Source organism: Microcoleus sp. OTE_8_concoct_300, assembly GCF_031383065.1.
Classification (GTDB): Bacteria; Cyanobacteriota; Cyanobacteriia; order Cyanobacteriales; family Microcoleaceae; genus Microcoleus.
Map to the genome: position 1 here is coordinate 1 of NZ_JANMZH010000947.1, position 1885 is coordinate 1885.

2 protein-coding genes are annotated in these 1885 nt (G+C 47.2%); one reads left to right on the top strand and one right to left on the bottom strand.

The genetic code is table 11. The annotated features are described in order from the left end of the window. On the bottom strand, window positions 1-277 hold a 277-nt coding region (locus tag ACUVJL_RS40165), incomplete at its 3' end, for a glycosyltransferase (RefSeq protein WP_445250927.1). 666 nt (window positions 278-943) lie between these two features. Here ACUVJL_RS40165 and ACUVJL_RS40170 point away from each other — a divergent pair. Then, on the top strand, window positions 944-1885 hold a 942-nt coding region (locus ACUVJL_RS40170; RefSeq protein WP_445250928.1), incomplete at its 3' end, for a DUF4347 domain-containing protein.

Sequence of the window (1885 nt, forward strand, 5' to 3'; positions counted from 1 at the left end):
CTGCCGTTGTTTCGGGCAAAGCTCCCCAGTTGCTAGTCACGACAAAACAACCGCTAGCTAGAGCTTCCATCACGGAGATACAAGAAGTTTCTGCAAAGGTATTTGGGTACGCTAATATATTAATCGAGCGCAATTCCCTAGCGAGTTCTGGCTGAGTTAGCGAACCGACATACTCCACTCCTGCTTTTGCTGCACAGTGGCGGTATAGCGGTTCCCATTTATCTCGATATTCTGTTACTTGATAGACTTTTAAACTAGAAAATACCTTTAATCTCACATCAGTAAATCACTGCCGAATTTTCGGGAAGATGTCTAAAAGTAAATCTAAACCGCGAAAGAAAGTGCTGGTATAAGTTAAAACTGGAGACGGTTAGGACATTCTTAATTGCTGAAACCCTTGCTATTATTGCATTTTTATATCTATTTTATTCATTCTTCTTCCTTCTGCAATACAACTCGGAGATAGGCCTTGGCAACTGTGGCGATCGCTCACAGTATCGTTATTGATAGAATCTGGAAGCCGAGCTTTATATATCCCAAATGTAGGGCGATCGCAATTTCTGTATGCCCTGGTTTTACCAAGCATAATTGCCTAAAATCAATAATATAATAAACCCGCCCCAGCGCAACGGTAAATCGCTATCTACCTGTTTCAAAATACGCAGTGTGGCTTCACCCTTTTTCTGCACTCTTGGGCGAGAAGTTCTGTAAACTCGGCCCGACTTCGATATTTTATAATTTGCATAAAATGACCAGAGAAAAATAAAGATTTGTAAAGGAGAAACTCAAGCACTGACAGTATACTCGAACTCTGCTAAGCTCCTATTAGTTAAAAGTTGAGGGGGTCATCCGTTACTAGATAGAAATACCGCCATCGTAAATCAAATCGGGCGATCGCTTTGTGCATCTCAAAAACCCGTAATTCTACCTAAAGCAAAAACAGATGAAAACCCTAACTCAACTTAACAAAAAAAATCCCTTTGTTGCTTGCATGAACAACCAGCCAAGGTCGATCGTCATCCTTGACCCCACAGTACCAGACAGCAACCATATAGCCCAAGGCATCAAACCAGACACAGCTACCTACATCCTCGAAAACAAGCCTGATGCCATAGAGCAAATCACCACATTCCTAGCTCAGCATACAGGCATCGAATCGCTACACATCATCACCCACGGTAGCCCCGGCAAGATTTACTTAGGCACGACAGAACTCAACAGCAGCAACATCGAAAACTACAGCCAACAGTTGCAACAGTGGCGAAACAGCCTTACTACCAACGCCAGCATCATATTGTATGGATGTAACGTAGCAGCGGGGAAATCCGGCCACCAATTCCTGACTCAACTGCACCAACTCACAGGCGCAAACATCGCCGCCAACTCCCAAACTACAGGTAACAGCAAACTAGGTGGCACCTGGGACATCCCCCAACTCATTCCCCCATCGAGCCAAAAGCCCAAACTGGCGATCGTAGAAACCACCTATAAAACCTACAGTGGCGTGCTAGGCTTCGCCCCCAAAGTTGACTTCTTAATAACTGGCGATCGGCCGAACTCCGTCAGCATTGGCGACATCAACGGCGACGGGAAGCCTGACTTAGCTGTGGCGCACGACAGTGCGGCGAACAGCAGTGGCACAGCCTCCATCCTGCTCAATACCACTGCTACCAACACCATCACCCCCGCCTTCGCCACCCAAGTCACCTTGGCTACTGACAATAGCCCCATGTCCGTCAACATCAGCGACATCAACGGCGACGGTCGCCCCGACTTAGCTGTGGCGAACTTTAGCAGCAACACCGCCAGTATCCTGCTCAATACCACCCCCACCGGAGCCACCACCCCCACCTTTGCCCCGCAAGTCACCTTCGCTACTGGCATT